20 protein-coding genes are annotated in these 19,448 nt (G+C 43.6%); 14 read left to right on the forward strand and 6 right to left on the reverse strand.

Annotation, left to right across the window (positions count from 1 at the left end):
• The first annotated feature begins 45 nt into the window (after nt 1-45).
• The 6 genes from DZ860_RS05120 to artM all read left to right on the forward strand — a co-directional run bounded on the left by DZ860_RS05120 (nt 46) and on the right by artM (nt 5,088).
• Complete coding sequence (locus tag DZ860_RS05120) at nt 46-1,227, forward strand: DUF5666 domain-containing protein (RefSeq protein WP_120029855.1); 1,182 nt, start codon at nt 46-48, stop codon at nt 1,225-1,227.
• 248 nt (nt 1,228-1,475) lie between these two features.
• Nucleotides 1,476-1,820 carry a YgiW/YdeI family stress tolerance OB fold protein gene (locus DZ860_RS05125; protein WP_165862849.1) on the forward strand — a complete coding sequence of 115 codons (345 nt, stop codon included), beginning with the start codon at nt 1,476-1,478 and terminating at the stop codon, nt 1,818-1,820.
• Between the two features lie 381 nt (nt 1,821-2,201).
• Nucleotides 2,202-2,930: an arginine ABC transporter ATP-binding protein ArtP gene (gene artP / locus DZ860_RS05130; RefSeq protein WP_120029857.1), complete on the forward strand. Its 729-nt coding sequence runs from the start codon at nt 2,202-2,204 to the stop codon at nt 2,928-2,930.
• A 70-nt stretch (nt 2,931-3,000) separates the two neighbouring features.
• A complete protein-coding gene (locus DZ860_RS05135) occupies nt 3,001-3,732 on the forward strand; it encodes an arginine ABC transporter substrate-binding protein (protein WP_120029858.1) in 732 nt (243 codons plus the stop codon).
• Between the two features lies 1 nt (nt 3,733).
• A complete protein-coding gene (gene artQ, locus DZ860_RS05140; protein WP_120029859.1) occupies nt 3,734-4,423 on the forward strand; it encodes an arginine ABC transporter permease ArtQ in 690 nt (229 codons plus the stop codon).
• A complete protein-coding gene (artM, locus tag DZ860_RS05145; protein ID WP_120029860.1) occupies nt 4,420-5,088 on the forward strand; it encodes an arginine ABC transporter permease ArtM in 669 nt (222 codons plus the stop codon). Before artQ ends, artM begins: the two co-directional genes overlap by 4 nt.
• Nucleotides 5,089-5,158: 70 nt before the next feature.
• Here the strand turns inward: artM and DZ860_RS05150 are convergent, their stop codons facing one another.
• A complete protein-coding gene (locus DZ860_RS05150; RefSeq protein ID WP_120029861.1) occupies nt 5,159-6,094 on the reverse strand; it encodes a LysR family transcriptional regulator in 936 nt (311 codons plus the stop codon).
• A 285-nt stretch (nt 6,095-6,379) separates the two neighbouring features.
• Here DZ860_RS05150 and DZ860_RS05155 point away from each other — a divergent pair, with 285 nt between their 5' ends.
• Genes DZ860_RS05155 through DZ860_RS05190 form a run of 8 tightly spaced genes read left to right on the forward strand, consistent with a single transcriptional unit; the run spans nt 6,380 to nt 12,996 of the window.
• Nucleotides 6,380-7,387: a porin gene (locus tag DZ860_RS05155; RefSeq protein ID WP_120029862.1), complete on the forward strand. Its 1,008-nt coding sequence runs from the start codon at nt 6,380-6,382 to the stop codon at nt 7,385-7,387.
• 40 nt (nt 7,388-7,427) lie between these two features.
• Nucleotides 7,428-7,901, forward strand: a complete 474-nt coding sequence (locus DZ860_RS05160) for a copper chaperone PCu(A)C (protein ID WP_120029863.1) — start codon at nt 7,428-7,430, stop codon at nt 7,899-7,901.
• Nucleotides 7,901-8,527, forward strand: a complete 627-nt coding sequence (locus DZ860_RS05165) for a cytochrome c3 family protein (protein ID WP_120029864.1) — start codon at nt 7,901-7,903, stop codon at nt 8,525-8,527. The genes DZ860_RS05160 and DZ860_RS05165 overlap by 1 nt, the downstream gene beginning before the upstream one ends.
• Nucleotides 8,520-10,199, forward strand: coding sequence for an Lcl domain-containing protein (locus DZ860_RS05170; RefSeq protein ID WP_120029865.1), 1,680 nt, complete (start codon nt 8,520-8,522; stop codon nt 10,197-10,199). The genes DZ860_RS05165 and DZ860_RS05170 overlap by 8 nt, the downstream gene beginning before the upstream one ends.
• A 51-nt stretch (nt 10,200-10,250) precedes the next feature.
• The gene (locus DZ860_RS05175; protein WP_120029866.1) at nt 10,251-11,351 is read left to right on the forward strand and encodes a YncE family protein; all 1,101 of its coding nucleotides are present in this window, start codon (nt 10,251-10,253) and stop codon (nt 11,349-11,351) included.
• A 10-nt stretch (nt 11,352-11,361) separates the two neighbouring features.
• Entirely contained in the window at nt 11,362-11,958 is a 597-nt protein-coding gene (locus DZ860_RS05180; RefSeq protein ID WP_120029867.1) for an SCO family protein, read from the forward strand.
• Nucleotides 11,959-11,996: 38 nt separating this feature from the next.
• Nucleotides 11,997-12,590, forward strand: coding sequence for a TlpA disulfide reductase family protein (locus DZ860_RS05185; protein WP_165862851.1), 594 nt, complete (start codon nt 11,997-11,999; stop codon nt 12,588-12,590).
• A gap of 7 nt (nt 12,591-12,597) precedes the next feature.
• Nucleotides 12,598-12,996 (forward strand): c-type cytochrome, encoded by a 399-nt coding sequence (locus DZ860_RS05190; protein ID WP_243641810.1) that lies wholly within the window; start codon nt 12,598-12,600, stop codon nt 12,994-12,996.
• Nucleotides 12,997-13,152: 156 nt separating this feature from the next.
• On the opposite strand, the gene DZ860_RS05195 is transcribed toward DZ860_RS05190, so the two are convergent.
• The 5 genes from DZ860_RS05195 to DZ860_RS05215 form a co-directional block, all read right to left on the reverse strand.
• The gene (locus DZ860_RS05195; protein WP_120029869.1) at nt 13,153-14,787 is read right to left on the reverse strand and encodes an FGGY-family carbohydrate kinase; all 1,635 of its coding nucleotides are present in this window, start codon (nt 14,785-14,787) and stop codon (nt 13,153-13,155) included.
• 11 nt (nt 14,788-14,798) lie between these two features.
• On the reverse strand, nt 14,799-15,758 hold the full coding sequence (locus tag DZ860_RS05200) for an ABC transporter permease (protein ID WP_120029870.1): 960 nt from the start codon (nt 15,756-15,758) through the stop codon (nt 14,799-14,801).
• Nucleotides 15,758-16,756 carry an ABC transporter permease gene (locus DZ860_RS05205; protein ID WP_120029871.1) on the reverse strand — a complete coding sequence of 333 codons (999 nt, stop codon included), beginning with the start codon at nt 16,754-16,756 and terminating at the stop codon, nt 15,758-15,760. Before DZ860_RS05205 ends, DZ860_RS05200 begins: the two co-directional genes overlap by 1 nt.
• A complete protein-coding gene (locus tag DZ860_RS05210) occupies nt 16,749-18,242 on the reverse strand; it encodes a sugar ABC transporter ATP-binding protein (RefSeq protein ID WP_120029872.1) in 1,494 nt (497 codons plus the stop codon). Before DZ860_RS05210 ends, DZ860_RS05205 begins: the two co-directional genes overlap by 8 nt.
• 68 nt (nt 18,243-18,310) lie before the next feature.
• Nucleotides 18,311-19,285 carry an autoinducer 2 ABC transporter substrate-binding protein gene (locus DZ860_RS05215; RefSeq protein ID WP_120029873.1) on the reverse strand — a complete coding sequence of 325 codons (975 nt, stop codon included), beginning with the start codon at nt 19,283-19,285 and terminating at the stop codon, nt 18,311-18,313.
• Between the last annotated feature and the right edge of the window lie 163 nt (nt 19,286-19,448).

The raw sequence follows: 19,448 nt of genomic DNA on the forward strand, positions 1-19,448 counted from the left end.
AGCATACACGCAGATTAAATAATTGTAGTTAGGAAAATCATTAGAATGAAAAAGTTAGCTCTCGTTTCAATATTAGGTTTGGCTCTAGCTGGTTGTGGCGGTGGTGGCGGTGATGACGCACCGGTTGTACAAAGAAAGCCAACTTCACAACAGGGTACTATTGATGCTATCTCTGGCAATACTATCACGGTAAATGGCTTTAACTATGATGTTGCGGACGTAGTGTACCGTGCTGCTAACTTACAATCATCAGATCTTCGTCGTGGAATGATGGTGGCTATCACACCAACCAATGCTCGTTCAGAAAGTCACATCCAGTCAAGAAACCAAGGTATGCAAGTCACTTTGGAACCAACAATGACCGGCCTGATTACCGACATCAATTATGAAGTAGGGTCATTCAAAGTGAATGGTATCCCGCTCACTTTTTCTGGCTTATCGAGAGAGATTCTTCAAGGCAACTGGGTGATGGTTTCTTCTCTTCCAGCCATTATTGATGGCAAACCAAGCTATAAAGTATTGTCTGTCGTCAAGTTCGAAAACAATGACATGACAAACTACATCGAAGTTGAAGGCATCATTAACCATCTCAACAAAGATACCCACATATTCAAACTTGGCGCTGCACTGAACGTGGACTATAGCAATGCAAATGAGCTTCCACTACAAGGATTGAGCAACGGTCAATGGGTGGAAGTTGAGGGTAGTCTTGTTGATAACGGTTTTAAGGCTGATGAAATCGAAATCGAGAATTACGATGAAATTAATAACGATACGGAGATTGAAGGCTTAGTAACCCTAGTAGCCAATGATTTCTCATGGTTTGAACTGAACTACAAAGGTCAATTCATTATCAATGCTAACACTCGTTTTGAAGATGGTAGTAAAACTCAATTAAAACCGGGTGTTGCTGTTGAAGTTACCTCACTAAGCCAAAACAACCAACAGATTGCTGCTGAAGTAGAATTTGATGATGGTGACAGCGACACTGGCGATTGGGCAGGCTCGGATATTGATCTTGAGGGCCGTATTAGCTTTGTCGATGAAAATCAAAACAGCTTCACCGTTGCAACCATCCATCAAGGTAACCAAGTTATTTATGTTAATCGTCAAACCCGCTATGAAGATGGACTGAAATTCGGCACCATGTTAAATGCCAATGTTGAAGTAGAAGCTTACAAAGTTAACGGGCAGCTCATTGCTAGCGAAATCGAGCGTGAAGACTAATCCCCTACCCTCCAAAAGCACTTAAATCGATACACCTTACGAGAGGTGTATCGGTTAGCAAAGCAACAAGTTATTAAATGGAAAATAGGTGATACCAATATGATAACCATCATTTTCGCAATGATAGTTACCACTCCTTTTTTTCATATTTTGAGGAGTAATATTCTCATTCTAGGCAGTCAAATTTTGATTACCCATTAGAACAGTTCGAACAAGAACAATTCAAAAAAATAATTCGAGAAATGACCATGAAAAAACTGACTATAGCATTACTTCTTTCTGCCTTTGCCGCGACAGCATCTGCTGCATACACTGGCCCTCAAGATATCAATATCATTACCGTTTCTGCGATGGAAAATACTCAAGATGAAGCAGTTGTGAGCCTACAAGGCTATATTACTGAGTCTCTAGGTAACGAAATGTACACGTTCAAAGACCAATCTGGCACGATCAGCGTCGAAATCGATCAAGATGTGCTAAACAATATTGATATCAATGAAAATGATCTTGTCATCATCACTGGTGAAGCCGATAAAAATTGGGGCGATGTCACTATCGACGTTGATACTATCCAAAAATCTGCTGCGAAATAGTCGCAGATTTATAGTCGCTCAAACCTGATACGACCAAGTTTCCATTTAACCAGTGCTCATTTAGCACTGGTTTTTTATATTTATACCTCACTCAAGATCACAATTTCAAAAGTCCCACGACGCTACTTCTGTCTCCTCTCTCCTGGCTCCTCTCGCCACAAAAAGCATAGTTATTCGACGCAACCTTAGCGTATTTCAATTTCACCATGTTTAATGAATCATTCAGCTCTATACAATCTCATCAAACCAGTTATTCGCACCAATTATGCGATTAATATTTATACGAAAACTTAACAAAGTAAATTTTTATACATTTTTATTGCATAAAACATCATTCGTAGTAGTATAAACCACAGATGATAATTAATGCAGTATATGAGCATGAGTATTCAAGTAAGCGGTATCAATAAATCTTATGGCGACACGCAAGTTCTTCATAATGTGAGCTTCCATTGTGAGAACGGTGAAACGCTAGTATTGCTTGGCCCAAGTGGTGCCGGCAAAAGCTCTTTACTACGTGTTCTTAACTTACTTGAGAACGCTGACAACGGTTCGCTCAATATTGCTAACCAACAATTCGATTTTTCTGTCGAAGTGCAGGAAAAACAAGGGTTACAGTTGCGTCGTAAAGTTGGCATGGTATTCCAGCAATATAATCTTTGGCCACACATGACGGTCATGGAAAACCTGATTGAAGCGCCTATCGCAGTTTCAGGAATGAATAAAGCTGAAGCGCAGCAGCAAGCAATGCAAATTTTAGCCACATTGCATTTGGCTGATAAAGCCGATGCATGGCCAATGCAACTTTCTGGTGGTCAACAACAGCGTGTTGCGATTGCTCGTGCATTAATGATGAAGCCAGATGTACTGCTTTTTGATGAACCTACGGCAGCACTTGACCCTGAAATAACCAATCAGATCGTTAAGATTATTAATGAACTCAGTGAAACTGGCATCACTCAAGTCGTGGTGACACACGAAGTGGAATTTGCAAAGAAAATTGCCAGCCACGTTCTGTATTTAGAAAAAGGTCATATTGTCGAGCATGGCACGAGTGACGCTTTTTCCAATCCACAAACTCAAGAGTTTGCGGACTATTTAAAACACTAACCCCAGAAATTATTAGTTAACGCTGTCCATTGCTTGTGTCAGCCCAAAATAGAACACATGGAGTATTGCAATGAAAAAGATCCTTTTGGCATCCCTTATCGGCCTAGCTTCTGCGAATGCAGTAGCGCAAGAAGAAATCAAATTCGTAATGGAGGCAACCTATGCACCATTCGAATACATGGATGAAAACAACCAGATCCAAGGTTTTGATGTCGATTTGGCGAAAGCATTGTGTGAAGAAATGGAAGCGAAATGTACTTTCCATAACCAAGCATTTGACAGCTTAATTCCAGCGCTAAAATTCAAACGTTATGATGCGGCTATTTCAGCAATGGATATTACTGATGCACGTTTAGAGCAAGTGAACTTCTCTAACGCGTACTACGATAACTCCGCAGCTTTCGTTTCTATTCTAAATAAAGTGGCAGACCAAGCGGCGTTAGAGGGTAAACGTGTTGGTGTTCAAAATGGATCAACACACCAAAGTTTCTTAATGGATCAAATGCCAGGTGTCACCGCCGTTCCTTACTCTAGCTATCAAGATGCGTTTATTGATATGAAAAATGGCCGTATCGACTCAGTGTTTGGTGACACTGCCGTGGTCGCTGAGTGGTTCAAAAAAGAAGACAACTTAGGCTATGTAGGTAAACATGTCACCAATCCAAAATACTTTGGTAATGGCTTTGGGATTGCAGTAAACAAGGATAACCAAGCCTTAGTTGAAAAACTAAATACTGCACTAAAAACTGTAAAAACGAACGGCGAATACGACGTTATCTACACTAAGTACTTCGGAAAATAATATGGTCTTAACGGGTTATTCTCTATCACTAGTAGAAGCAAGTTGGATGACTATTCAACTCGCTTTCACTAGCCTACTGGTCGGTTTAATTTTAGCCGTGGTTTTTGCCTCTGGGGAAATGTCGCGTCGTGTCGCGATTAAGTGGCCAACGATAGGCTTTGTCACCATTATTCGTGGCTTACCCGAGCTGTTAGTGGTGTTATTCATCTATTTTGGTTCAACACAAGTGTTGTTCCTTATCACCGGTGAATTTATTGAGATTAGCCCGTTTCTATCCGGTGTGATTGCGCTATCGCTCATTTTTGCTTCTTATGCTTCACAAACTATACGTGGTGCATTAAAAGCGGTGGGTCGAGGTCAACGTGAATCAGCAAGCGCCTTAGGCATCAGCCAAGCTCATGCATTTTTCAAAATCGTGTTACCACAAGCGGTAAGACATGCCCTACCGGGATTGACTAACCAATGGCTGGTACTGTTAAAAGATACCGCTCTTGTTTCTTTGATTGGGGTCACCGATCTACTAAAACAAGCACAACTGACATCAGCAGCAACCCATGAAGCTTTTACATGGTATGCCACCGCTGCGGGTATCTATTTGGTCATTACACTGATTACTCAACGTGCCGTTAAAGTTATTGATAAAAAATTCTCTGTTCAAGGGATGAGCATGGGCCAAGGAGTTACCGCATGAACCAACAACATATTTTTCAGTTGCTTGAAGGCTTAGGTACCAGTTTGCAACTAACCGCCGCTTCATTGCTGGTTGGCTGCATCTTGTCACTATTAATGACCACGAGTTTGATCTTAAGAACGCCAGCTCTCCATTGGCTGAGTCGTGGGATCATTACCTTGTTTACGGGCACACCGCTATTGGTGCAGATCTTTTTAGTCTATTACGGCCCTGGACAATTTGAGTGGATTCGTGAAAGCATTTTATGGGTATGGTTAAGCCAGCCTTGGTTCTGCGCTATGCTCGCACTGGCTCTTAATACTGCAGCTTACAGTACTCAACTATTTAAAGGCGCGTTTAACGCTATTCCATCAGGGCAGTGGCAAGCCTGTCGTGCATTAGGAATGAATAAACTCACCACATTAAAAGTGCTACTGCCTTATGCGTTACGTCGTGCTGTTCCTGCTTATTCGAACGAAGTCATCTTAGTGTTTAAAGGGACCTCTCTAGCAAGCACAATTACGATTATGGATTTGATGGGATACGCTCAGCGTATTAACGCACAAACCTATGACACTCTCACAGTATTTGGTATTGCTGGCGCTTTCTACCTTACTGTTAATGGTATTTTAACTTTGCTCTTCCGTCAGGTAGAGAAAAAAGCACTCGCATTCGAAGCGGCCTAATCTATACGACTTTATTTCGATGTATTTTTGCTATACCCGTTAAAACTTGAACTGACACCTCAAGTTTTAACTACTCTTTATCTTCTTTCCAAATAACGATAGCACTCGCATCGGTACGCTGAAAAAACTCACACAGCTCTTCCATAAATACCCGAAATCGAGTGGGTAGATATTGTCGAGAACGATACACGGCATGCATCTGCCCCCATTGACCAAATGCCCCATCAAAAACGTCAACCAAATAACCCGCGCTTATGTGAGCTTTTACCTGATTCTGCGGCAAGAGTGCGATCCCTAACCCAGACATAGCCAAATTCGTCGCCACATCGACAGAATCCGTAGACATCACCCCTTTAACATCAACAACACCATTGGTCCCATCCTCGCCTTGCCAATACCAGTTCAACTCTGGCTTAGGTGCGTTTGTATTAGTAATGCATTGATAGGTCGAAAGTTCTTTAGGGTGATACGGTCGATTACAACGATCAAGGTAGTCTGGAGAGGCACAAAAAATCCGTCTAAATTTAAATAATGGCTTGGCGACTAAAGAAAGATCATCTGGTAATAGCGGGGAAATCATAATGTCACTATTGCCTATACCACGTAATAATGACGGGTGCAAAGTGGTTAAATGCAAACGAATATTTGGATGCCGCTGGCAAAACTCACGGAAAAAACTTTGGCTCAACCAACGCGCCATAGGATGCAGTAAGCCAATCGAAATATCACCACGAATGAAATCCGACGTATCGTGTAAACCATCCACGGTATCATCAAGCTCTTGTAACATTCGCTGGCAAGTTTCACGAAAAATCACACCTTGTGGAGTGAGGTGAATTTGACTTCCCCCGCGATGGAATAGACGTAATTTAACCGACTGTTCAAGCTGACTAATTTTACGACTCAATGTTGGCTGACTAATATTTAGCTGATCGGCCGCTTCAGTGAAGCTCAATTTATCTGCTAACAAACAAAACATGCGCAAGGTATCAATCTGTAATGACATAACTGCATCAGACGAAAAGGAAAATTCCTACAATTTTATCAGAACAACTAATTTAAGTACGTAAAATTGATAGGTTACACAAATGAAAACAACAACCACACATTAAGTTAAATTCATTTATATCAATTACTTAAATTCTATTTCTATGCATTTACATCGCTATTATTGCTAGCGTGCTCACCTTATTTACTTTCTGTATAACAGCAATACAAAAAGCGTCATTTCCTTAATAGGCGCTATTCATATACTCGCACGTAAAGAATTATTTCAATTTATGACTAGAGTATGAAGATTAATAAATACACCACTGCCCTTTTGGGTCTTTTTGCTGTAAACGCTGTTGCTCAAACTGCTGTTCAAGATATCGAATTATCTATACCTGATTTTTATGGCTCAATTCGTGCTCAAGCCGCATTCCAAGAAAACACTGATTACACTACTGATATCTACCAAGCCAAAGCAGGCTTAATGGGTTTTGTACCTGTCTATGACTTTCGTCTGCGCTATAAACTCGAAGCTGAATATTCAGAGTCTATGGTCGGTAGTGCTTCAGATAACGATCTGATCATACGTGAAGCCAACATCATTATGATGAGCAAAAAGTGGGGTGGTACTTACATCGGGTCTGGCACAACGGGTACGTGGGCCGATCTCTATAGCAAAGTAGACATTTTTGAGAGCAACAATATGGAGCGCCACAGCAACAACATGCTATTCGGCGGTCAACGTTATGCTACCAACCAACTGGCAGTAACTACTCCCCATTTTGGTCCTTTTTACTTCAAAGCCGCTGTCATCTCACCTAAAGATGATAATGACAATGACGCTGATATTCTTGGCCTGCGCGCGCTCTACAACCAGGGTAACTTCAGCTTAGTGGTTAACCAATCTCTGACATCAAAAGAGATGATAGTTAATGCAACAGGAAAATACGCCAAAGAAGATAGCCAACGCACGATCGTGGCTACCAGTTACCAATGGGAAAACTTCTATCTGGGTGGTGTTGCTGAGTTTGACTACGATGCGCCTTACAACAAACGTAACGTGTATGGACTTTCAGGGGAATACACCTACAACGACACCTCATTCCGTCTTGGCTATCAATATGCTGACTGGCAAAACGCCCACGACAATGAATCACTAGTGCTTGCTAATGTCAGTCACATCATCAACAAGTACTTTACAGTGTTTGCCGAGGGCGCACTTTTCAGTGAAGAGCCGGAGCAAAATCCAAACGTCAAATCTATGTCTAAAAGCGACAACATCAATCTTGGTTTGATCGTCTCTTTCTAGAACGTCTTTTCTAATTTGAACGAACAGTAGGAACCCCACTATGAAACGTACAATAAGTACCTTGGTATTAGGTCTGAGTTGTTGTTCTGCCTATGCTGCCGTCACGGTCACCGATTGTGTCATCCGCGAGCCCGCTCCGGGAACAGACAAAACCGGGCTTTACTTCACTGTAACTTACCAGCCTAACGCTCAAACTCAGTCGCTGCGTTTGCCAGCGCCGGAGGCGCTCTACGGCGCGAACATTCCAGCGTTAACGAATTATACCGAATTGCATGATATGACCCACGTTGAAGGTGTGATGACCATGACTCGTATCCCTCAAATTCAACTGAAGCCACAAGTCGCCGCCGAGCTAAAACCCGGTGGCAAGCATGTGATGCTGTTTAACCTTAAAAAACGCCCTGTTGCTGGTGAAACATACCCAGTGGAACTTTTGCTTGCATTTGATCCAGAAGTTAAATGCGATGCGATCGTGAAAACATCCGCGGAACTTAAACAAGTAGGTCAGCATTAATGAAAGCCTTATTGAAATCCATTCGCAGCGTCAAAAGCGCTGTGATCGCGGTATTACTCACGGTTGGCGCGGGCATAGGTCTACTAGCAGCATTACCAGCTAGCGAAGTGATGCATGCCTTTAGCACCAATGAGTATTGTGGTACTTGCCACACGATGAAACCCGCCTCAGAAACGTTCGCCAACAGTGTCCACGGTGGTAATAATTCACAAGGCTTTGTTGCCGACTGCGTCTCTTGTCACTTGCCCGAGTCTAACGTGGTCGATGAACTTTGGGTGAAAGGCACCTCTGGTATGCGCCATCTATTTGGTGAGTATGTCCTGCAGATGGAATCGTTGGATTACGACGAGTTACATCCAAAACGTACCGAGTACGTGTTCGATTCTGGCTGTGTGAACTGTCACCGCGCACTCGAAGAGCGTGCAAAAATTGCCACCGAAGCATCACCAATCTCGGACCAAACACACCAACTCGCCTTTGCTCGTAAAGATAGCGACCCAAGTTGGAAATGCTCTAGCTGTCACTATGACATCGCTCACCCAGACCTCAAACGCAACATGCGAATTAAAGATGAGCAAAGAATGCGTGACCTGATGGTTCAATTAGGAGTGGAAAACAATGGATAAGCCGATAAAGTACCACGCTCTCACCGCCGCATTACTTACGTTCGGTCTCGTTACTACACCGAGCTTCGCAGCAGATACGACGGTAAGAAAAGACATTAATAATGGCTATGAAGATTATATTATCAATCGTACTCCTGCAGACTTAACACCACAGGAGCGCCAAATTGCTAACCGAAATATTTATGGTTGTTATCTAGGTTGTCATAGACCAGCACAAGAAGAAGTTCCAGAGACGTTAAGTCCACGCCTTGAAGGTTTTGATGCTCAATATTTCTATAACCAATTCGTAGATATGGACATGGAACGCCAAGCCGGTGTTTCATCTCAGATGAAAGAAAAGGTTTATGTTCTTCCTCCACAACAAATCGCAGATCTGTCACTAGTTTTAAGCGAACGTAAAATGAAGTGGAACCCTCGCCCAGAGGTGGTTGCCAGTGAAGCCTATACTCGAGGCAAAACCAAATACGACGCAAGCTGTAAGATGTGCCATGGTGAACAAGGCGCGAGTACCAATCCCGCATACCCACCTTTAAAAGGCCAAATGCCCGCTTACATCTTTGAGCAAATGACCGCTTATCGCGACGGAAAACGGACTAACCGCCAAGCGGCAACCATGGTGCCTTTTGCCAAAATGCACAGTGAAGAAGACTACGCTGATATTGTCGCTTACGTAACGGGCATGTTCTATACGCCAATTGAAAGACGTGAATTTATTTCAGGTGAAGGCATGCCGCCCGTTGATGGATTTGTCCTACCAGATACGGGGCAAATTCAAAACTTTATCGACATGCATGGTGAAGACAATGACTACCCGAAAAACCCGATGAGTTTCACCATCAGTAAATCAGGAAAAACCGTAGTCGATGACAACACTAAATTGATGTGGGAACGCGACTCATCCCGAATTTGGATGACAGCTGTTGAAGGTGAGCAATACTGCGAGAACTTAGAGATTGATGGGTACGACGATTGGCGTTACCCGTTAATGAAAGAGCTACAGAGTATTGCCGATTTAGGAGAATTCCGCCCTGCAATCAACATTGAGGCGTTCCTAAACATGCCACGCTTAAGCTCTGGCGTGTGGGGTTTCCCTGTGAGTGACCACCCTGATCACGCTTGGCACATTGGTTTTCCAGAAGGTCATATCATGGGTCAGCACACGGCATCAACCAAACTGGTTCGTTGTGTACGTGCCGCTAATGGCGCGGCTTATCACAACATGAACTACGTCGATAACAACGATGGCACCGTCACGGAAAAAGTCACTGACCGCATGTGGCAGCAGAAGATTGACTACAAACGCCGCAACTGGCTCGATTCAATCGAATACTGTGAAAACTTGAACTACGCAAACTATGACGATTGGCGTTTACCAAACATCAAAGAGCTAGTCTCGATTGTGAACTACAACAAAACTTCACCAGCAATTGATGAAGAGTATTTCCCTAATACACCTGTGAAATATTTCTTCTGGAGTAGTTCAAGCGATTTACCGGGGCCAACGCTATTTGTTCGACCGCTACCACCACGTAAGAAAGATCAAACACCTGAAATGCTTGATCACCGCCAAGACAAAGGCAACAAAGGTTGGGCGCAAGGTTATCAAATCGGCTCAGGCTTGGGCATGAGCAAAGATGTAGAATTCTACGCTCGCTGCATCCGTAACCCTTAACCTCACTTCATCACTTTGCCCCCAATACTATTTGGGGGCATTGGAGTTTCTATGCGTTTAAAATTATTACTTTGTACCGCTATCACTAGCCTTTCTTGCTGGGTACACGCTGACGAACCGGGTCGATACGACGATGGTGCACGTTGGGCGTTTATTACCGATAAATCGACTCCCAAGGTTGCCGTCATCGACACCTTTCAACATCAACATGTTGATACTCTTAAGATGCAAACTATTCCAACCATGATGGAAGTGTCTGATGTTCAAGATATGTTGATCTACATTGATGGGAAAACCCCGCAGGTCTACATCTACGATCTTGTTGAGAAAACCCACTGGAGCATGGCTGTAGAATCGATTCCCTATTCCATTGCTGTCGCACCGGATGGTGCTCGTGTCGCGGTCGCGCTAAAAGACAAAATCACCATGATCGCACCACTTCAAAAACAACAGCTGGAAACGATTCCCAACTTAGCGCAGCCATACAGCCTCAATTTTGATACAGGTGGATACAACCTTTACATCACAGAACAAGACTCTGGCCGAACCCATATTTGGCGCATTCATGATGCAGCCTTAAAAACATTGCAACTGGGTAGCGGCGGACCAGTCTCAGAAGTGACATTGTCACCAGATGCGCGTTTAGTGTTAGTCGGCGATCTGACTAAAAACAGCGTCAGTATTTGGGACCTATTTATGGAGCAACCTTTTGCAAACATCTCCTTGCAATCAAAACCTTGGCGTCCATATGTTAGTTCAGACAGCGAACATATGATTTTAGCAGCCGATAATGGTCAAGGCTTAGTCGTCAACACATGGACGGGGCAGACTGTAAAATCCGTTGATTTCAAAGATAAAACCAGCGAAATACGTACCGGTTGGCTCGAAAGTATTGGGGTCGTTGCCACTGAAACGGGACTAAACGTCTTCAATTTAACCAACAATGAACCCGCGATCCGCTTCCCTTTAAGCGCCTCTCTTGGCGATGTTGTCGTCGTTTCAGATTCAAAAACCTTATTCGCGACTCAAGGCGACTCTTCTCAGCTATTGGTAGTCGATTTGCGTAAAGAACGCCTACTACCATCCTTAGAGACGGGTCTTGCTGCGCCCAATTTAATTGCGATGGGTTTAACCAATACCATCTGTCACTAGGAGTGAAACCATGTCTCAACGCTCTTTTAAACGCTTCATCCGCTCTACGCTACTGCTTATAGGTACAATTTTTTGCATCAGCACGACTGCCAATGCAGCCCCCCTCATTTTTAACTTAAGTGAGGCAACGTTAGGAGCCGTTAGTGAAAAAAACTGGCCGGATCAATACCTATTTATCGCCATAGGTTACACCTCTTGTCCTGAAATATGCCCAACAACGGCAATGGACATGGCTGGGGTTATTAACAAATTAGGTGACCAAGCGAAACACGTTACCCCCTTGTTTATCTCTATCGATCCACATCGAGATAGTGCACAAGGTCTTGCTCAATACGTTAACTACTTCCACCCAGAGCTTATAGGGTTAGTGGGTACTCAGCAACAAACCAAAGCGGCGGTTAAAGCACTTAAAGGAACTTATGGTTATGCCCGTGATGGTAAACCTGTCTATCCACCGTTACCGGATCTCTATGAAGTGTTCCATTCAACCTACCTCTACCTGTATGGCCCGGATCGTGAACTGATTGATGTTTACGGCTATGGCGATGGCGCAGACAAAATCGCCGCATCGATGAAACGCGACCTGCCAACATCTTCAGGGCAATGATGATGCAAACACAGCAATTTCGAACAAGGGTACAGTTTATGACACTTGGTATAGTATTAGCGACAGCAAGCTTCAACGCCGTTGCACAGTGTCCTATACCTGCACCTTTTCAACCCATCACCACACAGGTTCAAATCGAGACCTTACCAAAAGGAGTACAACAAACTTTGGGTCACTCTCCTGCTCCAGCCGTTGCTGTTGGAGAAAAAAAACTGCCACACAACAGCATTCAGATGGTGAACTTCTGGGCAATCTGGTGCGCACCATGTCGTAAAGAATTACCCATGTTGGCTAAATTAAAAGCTCAACAGCAAGCTAATAGCTCAATTTCCATCAACACAATTCACATAGGCAATACCCCGGCAGAGAAGCTACGCGCCATACAAACGCCTCTCGGCGCAGAGTCTCTTGGTCAGGTGTCGATTGATGACTTTGCTTCACTGCAGGATCTCGGCGTCATGGGACTACCAGCGACCTTTATCGCCATCAATGGTGAAGTTCGCTACCAAGCATTGGGCTATCTCGGAGAAGAAAGTGCACCATTGGTACAATGGATGTCTTGCTTAGCACAAGCTGAACGTAAAGAGACAACTCAAAAAATCATTCAAAAAACGCGCAACGCAAAGGAATAATAAAACAATGAAACAAACCACAATTCGTTCGCTGAGATTGAGTGCCTATTTAGGACTGACATTGATACTGCCAGTACAAGCACAAGCACAAGCAAATGAAACCTCGCCCAATGGAGAAAGCACACCTCAAATCACGATGCTTCAATTAGGCGAAAATCTCTATATCAATCCAGGTCGAGGGGGTTGTACTCAATGTCATGGCGAAGCCGGCAATGCACCTGTAATGCCGCTTTACCCCAAAATTGGCGGACAATCTGAAATCTATTTGTACAATCAACTGATCGACTATCGAGAAAAGCGTCGTAAGAATGGTTTATTTTTCCCAATGGAAGTGGCAATGGAACCATTTAGCGATGACGAAATAAAAGCCATGGCACATTACCTTGCTGCTCAAACAGCATTTTAAAAGAGCAATTCATTCTTTGAATGTCACACCACGCTTCCAAACCATATTGTGAATTTTATTTTGAATCGACATAAAAAAACGCCTCAGCAATTTGCTCAGGCGTTATTGTCACTAATCGTTGTCAGAAGCTGTTGTTAGTAATTACCAAATTCTCAATTAAAACTCAGCCATCCATTTTTTGTATTCCACATCATCTTGATACATCTTGTGGAAGATTTTGTATTTCGCATCATAGAAATGCTTAATTCTCTCAGCTTGAGGCATCACACTTTTGCTAATACGGCTCATGGCGTTCATCGCATCTGGAATATCACTGTAGAAATTCGCAGCAACAGAACCTAGCATCGCAGAACCTAACAACACCGCTTCACTCTCTTCCGGCAATAAAATCATACAACCTGTTGCGTTCGCATGTTCTTGTAAAAAAACCGTATTCTTGGTCCCACCACCACAAGCCATGATGGTATCAATTTCATAACCAGCATCGTTCATCACTTCAATAATATGGCGGGTTCCTAATGCGATACCTTGCACGGTTGCCAAATATTGCAATGCCATATCATCTAATGTCTTCGACATTTTTAAGCCTGTCATGGTACCGGTTAAGTGGGCGTTAGCTCTAGGTGAACGATTACCATGAAAATAAGGTAGGACGTGAACATCTTTAGTTAAGAACGCGATGTCTTCCTTGCTACCCGCTAATGCCAACAAGTGGTCATTCAACAATTGGTAGATCGTTTGTCCTTGCGCTTTCGCCTGTTCATTCGCACTCTCATACAAAGGATGCGACGTAATAATATGATCAATCAAGGCACCGGTAGCGGACTGGCCACCTTCGTTTAACCAATAACCTGGCAACATCGCACTATAGTAAGCACCCCATACACCATCAATAAAACGCGCGGTTTTCGATGCCGCCATATGGCAAGAAGAAGTACCGCCAATCAAAGCTAAGCGTTTATTAAAATCGGCTTTTTCTCCGGTCATGCCGGCTGCACCCAGCACGCCAATACCACCAGCGTGGGCATCAATGATTGAGGTACCTACCGCAGTTCCCGGTAGTAAGCCAAGATCATGCGCAGCATGATCCGTTAAGCCATCACCCACGGGTTGCCCCATTGGTAAAATGCGATTTCCGATCACTTGTGCGTTGTCGTCCATCAAGTCTTCTAAACCAATCAGTTCAAAGAACTCTTTGTCCCACTTATTTTCATGGCCTAAATAGGTCCATTTACACACGGTTGAACACAGTGAACGGCTGTCATCAAATGTCGCTTTCCAAGTAAGAAAATCTGGCAGATCGAAGAAGTAACCCGCTTTTGACCACGTATTGGGCATATTTTGCTTCAACCAAAGTAGTTTTGGTGTCTGCATTTCAGGTGAGATGCGATTGCCTACATAGGTTAAAACCGGATGCTCAGTGGCATTAATTCGATCCGCTTGCATGATCGCACGGTGATCCATCCACATGATGATATTTTGCTCACTGCGACCGGTTGGGCTCACTGTTAACGGAAGGCCTTGCTTATCCAGCACAACCAAAGAACAGGTTGCGTCAAAGCCAATACCCTTAACTTGAATAGGCTCAATATTCGCTTGAGAAACCGCATCTTTTACCGCTAGGCAAACACATTGCCAAATATTTTCTGAAGATTGCTCAACAAAGTCCGCCTGTGGTTTATACATCTGAGTGTCGCGTTTTGCTTCACCCACTTTACGCCCAAAAGCATCAAAAACCCCAGCGCGTGCACTACCACTGCCTACGTCAACGCCGATAAAATAAATACTCATGCCGTTCTCCGTTAAGACTTATTTTTTTGTAAGAAGATAAACAAGATCAAAATGCCGCCCCACAATGCCATGGTTAAGTAACTGCTTACTCCAAGTAAGTTCAGGCCACTTTCTAACGTTTGCAGAACAATCAAAGCCAAACCAATGCCGATAATACGTCCGAAGCCACCATCAGGGTTAATTCCCCCCAATACTGAAGCTAAGATTGCCGTTAATAAATAAGACTCACCGTAACCAGCTTTTGCCGAGTTGAATTTAGCCATCATAACAATCGCCGCAACCCAACATAGCATTGATGAAATGATGTAAACGTATAGCGTCGCTTTTTGTGTATTAATGCCTGAGAAGCGGGTTGCTTTTTCATTTGAGCCCATTAAATAAATGGTGCGTCCTAAACTGGTGTGTTCAAGTAACGCCCACAGAGCGATCGCAAAAGCAACAAACAATACCAATGGCATTGGGATTCCAAAAATAGAACCATTACCTAATACAAGTAAAGCGTTAGGGAAACCTGAAATAACACTACCGCCAGACATTAACACGTTTAATCCATTGATTAATGTCATCATTCCAAGAGTGGCCAAGATTGGCGAAACACCAACATAAGCAATTAACGCACCATTAAGCAGGCCAATAATCACTGCGGTCACTAAACCACCAAACAATGCCATAACAAGCATCATACTGCTATCTGGTGCCATTGTGACGATACTCGCCATCACTAAGCCACAGGCGTTAGTCGTTGCGATAATGGAAAGGTTTATCCCTCCCGTCAACATACAAACCGCCATTGCCAGCGCAAGTAACCCCAACAATGGCATTTGTGATGACATTGATTGAAGATTATCTAAAGAGAAGAATGCTTGGCCACTCGTGACTCCCATAACCACTAAAATGCCTACTAGGATCACCAATAAATAACGAATATTCTTATCGGTCGGCAATCTTAAACTACTCATTATCTGTTCCATTATGCCCCCTGCAGCGCTTGTTTTTTCTCGTTGATTGCGGTCATACTGATACTGCAGACAATAATCAAACCTGTTGCAACGGTGTGCCAATATGATGGTACACCAAGAAGAGTTAGGCCGTTTTTGACTACCGCGAGAAGAATTACACCCAAAACCACACCAAACAATGTTCCTTTACCACCGGTCATGCTCGTACCGCCTAACACAACCGCCGCCAACACCATTAACTCAAATCCCATTAATGAGTTCGGTGCCACCGATTGAGTTATTTGCGTTTGTACGACAGAAGCAATACCTGCCAAAGCGCCCATGTAGCCGTAGACAAACAAGTTGATGCCAAACAAGTTAATACCAATACGGCTTGCTGCGTCTGCATTTCCACCAACTGCATAAATCTGACGGCCTAAACGTGTTTTAGACATTAAAAATGACGTCAGAACAATTGTGGCAACAAGGGTCAAAATTGGCAGCGATAAACCATAGTCATAGCCATCCGAACCAGTAAATGTAAATAGCTCAATACCATCCATAAACCAATCTGGGAATCCGTATAACCACTCACCGTTACTAAAGTAAATCAGCAAACCAAAGTAGACGTTTAACATCGAAATCGTAATGATGATTGCTGGAACTTTTAGCTTGTATACCAATACTGCGTTAATCAGTCCAAGTAACATACCCACCACGGCTGCAATAGCAAACGCGACAATGAAGTTACCCCCAATAGTCAGGATATAAGTCGCGGTAACATATTGAGCAATCGCTGCGGTTGCTGGAAATGAGATATCAATTCCCCCAGCAATCAAGACGACAAATAAGCCACATGCCATAATTCCCAACAAGGCAGAACTCACTGACATGTCGAAGATATTACCGAGTGTCAAAAAGTCTTCTGACAACACTCCAAGTGTGGCTACGATTAGCACAATCATCATCGCCAAATAAAATTCATGGCGTTTAACCATGGAAGCAGAAAATCCACGAAATTGGTTAAGCATTGACGGCCTCCATAATTTCTTGCTCTGAAGAGTTAGTCGGTTGGAAGTCATGAGTAAAGCGTCCTTCTTTCATTACAATCACGCGGTGACTGTTATAAAAAACTTCTGGGATTTCATCACTGACCATGATGATTGCGATACCTTGCGCTGCGAGATCTTTTGCGATGTTGTAAATCGCTTCTTTGTTTGCCACGTCAACGCCGACTGTTGGCGAATCGAGGATCAATACATCCGGCTCAGCGGCAATCCACTTAGCAATTGAGATTCGTTGCGCATTACCACCAGAGAGACTCGTTACCGGCAACTTAGGATCAGCGACCTTGATAGCCAAAGATGAGATCAAGGTATTAACTAGACGGTTGGCCTTAATGTGGTCAAGAAAGCCCGTTGGTTTGGTTAAGCGCGGTAATACCGAGGCAGTGATATTGTCCTGAATCGCTTGCTCCATCACCAAACCAGTGCTCATGCGGTCTTCTGACACGTACCCAATTCCATGAGCTATCGCTTCACGGTTCGATTTAAACGATACGGTTTCACCATTGATGATGATCTGACCGCTATCTGGCTGAGTCATCCCAAACAACGCCATACAGAGCTCGGTACGCCCAGCGCCCAATAAGCCAGTAATTGAGACGATTTCACCCGCTCTCACAGCAAAAGAGACATCGTTAAATTGGCCCTGTTTCGTGAGGTTTTTTACTTCAAGTTTTACGTCGCCTTTTTCATGGTATGGAGCCAAGGGTTTGAATTCAAAACGCTGCCCTGTCATAAGGAATGCAAGCTCGTCACTGTCCACATCCGCAGCTTGATATGTACCGATAGTGCGTCCATCTCGAATAACGGTGATGCGATCAGAAATCTCCATCACTTCGTCCAGTTTATGACTCACAAACACCACTGTGACGCCTTTGGCTTTAAGATCCGCCACGACTTCAATTAAATGGTTAACTTCAGTACGCGTCAGGGATGCCGTTGGTTCATCCATGATCATTAACTTAGCGTCGGATGCCATAGCTCGACATATCGCCACAAGTTGGCACTCAGCGATAGAAAGCTGTTCAACACGCTTAGTCAGCGGCAACTTCACCCCGACTCTCGCCATCGCGCTAAGTGCAATTTCTTCAATACGTTTGGCTTGAACAAGTCCTTTCGTCCAATCAACATGATCTTGAATAGCGATGTTCTCTGCCACAGTCAAATTAGGAAACAGAGACAAATCTTGATAGATAACTTGAATACCCTGTTCGATGGATTGCTGTGGCGTTAAACGTGCGTAAGTTTTGCCAGATAGAGTAATTTCCGCGCCACTTTCAGGTGCATGAACACCGGAAATCACCTTAAATAGAGTACTTTTTCCACAGCCATTTTTGCCAGCCAAACAGTGTACTTCACCTTGGTTGAAAGTAAGGTTAATTCCATCCAATGCTTTTACTGAACCAAAATGTTTGGATACGTGTTTGAGAGTAATAAAAGGAGTATCAGACATGAGTATTTCCAACAATTAGGGCAGCATTGCACTGCCCAAAAATCAAAGAGGAATAAAAGCCGTGTAGATTAGAAACCTAGTTGGCGAGCGTTTGTTTTGTCGACTTCAAGAATCTTATTGAACTTAATCACTCGGTTTTCTTGGTCAATCTCAGCATCGCCCAAACCTTGAACATTTACACCTTTTGCCACATCTTTACCGTCAAGCATTTGCTTAGCAACAGCAACCATTGCATAACCTGCATCGGCTGGATTCCACAAGAAACCACGGTCAATTTCACCACGGGCTAAATAAGGGGCAGCTTGACTCGGCATCATAATGCCAACCACGCTAATCTTGTCTCGTGCGCGTTTTTTCTTGATCGCTTCACCCGCACCAATACCACCTAACGAACCATAAGAAACGATACCCGCCATGTCTGAGTGCGCTTTCATCAAGTCATTGGTCGCCGCGTAAGATTGGTCAATGCTTTCTGCAACAGGCATACGGCTAGTTACTTCATACATCTCTGGGTAAGTTTTCTTTTGGTAATCGATTGCTAAGTTTGCCCAGTTATTGTGAAGTGGTACGGTAAGAGAACCGACGTATACTGCGTATCCGCCTTTCTCACCCATGTTTTTCGCCAATGAATCCATCGTTGCTTTGGCATACGCTTGGTTATCAATGGTTTCCACATCCCAATCCGCACCATGGCCATCTGGAGATTCATGAGTCAGAACAATGATGCCTTTTTCACGTGCTTTTTTGAAAACAGGTTCAAGTACCGTTACATCATTCGGTACCACCGTAATCGCATCAACACCTTTGGCTATCAAGTCTTCGATGATTTTTACTTGTTGCGCTGGATCCGGAGTCGATGGCCCCAATTGACGCGCATCTACGCCAAAATCAGTTGCTGCTTGTTCAATCCCTTTATTCATTTGGTTGAACCAAGGAATACCTGACACTTTAACCACGTTTACGATTTCGTAATCTTGTGCGTTAACGCCAGCGGCGCATAAAGCAGCAGAAAGAGCTGCCACTTTAAATAAGACCTTTTTCATCTTCATCAATCCTTTTATTTATGTGTAGGGGTAAGGTGAATCGATGAGGTGATGGTAAGACCTAAAACAATGGAAAATTCAACCAACACGCAGAGAGTGTGACCCCTGCACGTTTATGTTAATTTATATAATAAATCACATAACAGCACCGTTAATAAATGCA

The sequence above is a fragment of the Vibrio sinensis genome (assembly GCF_003605645.1).
Lineage (GTDB): Bacteria > Pseudomonadota > Gammaproteobacteria > Enterobacterales > Vibrionaceae > Vibrio > Vibrio sinensis.